General features: G+C 31.1%; 1 protein-coding gene. It reads right to left on the bottom strand.

Translation table 11 applies throughout. The features are described from left to right. The coding region (locus tag CAMP18498_RS07950) for a hypothetical protein (protein WP_442867735.1) at positions 1-357 on the bottom strand (357 nt) is incomplete at both ends.

Raw genomic sequence — 357 nt, 5'->3', positions numbered from 1 at the left:
ATTATTCAAAGTTTCTATTTTAGATCCATTACCACCAACTTTAACACCGCCAATAGTACCACCACTTTGATTATTCAAAGTTTTTATAGTACCACTGCCATTGCTATTTTGAATAGTAGCATTAACACTACTTATATATCCATTATTTACTAAATTTTCTAAAGTAGCACCTGACTTTACTTGTATGCCATCTTGACCACCTTTATATATAGTACCATTATTAACAATAGTTTTAACAGTAGATCCATTTTGAATGTCTATACCGTTCCAACCACCACTACTTGCACTAATAGTACCATTGTTAGTGATTTGGTTTATGGTAGTTGTATTACCATTAACATTTATACCATTACCATC

The organism is Campylobacter sp. W0066.2, from assembly GCF_024723515.1.
Classification (GTDB): Bacteria; Campylobacterota; Campylobacteria; order Campylobacterales; family Campylobacteraceae; genus Campylobacter_D.
This window is presented reverse-complemented; position numbering and strand designations above follow the sequence as displayed.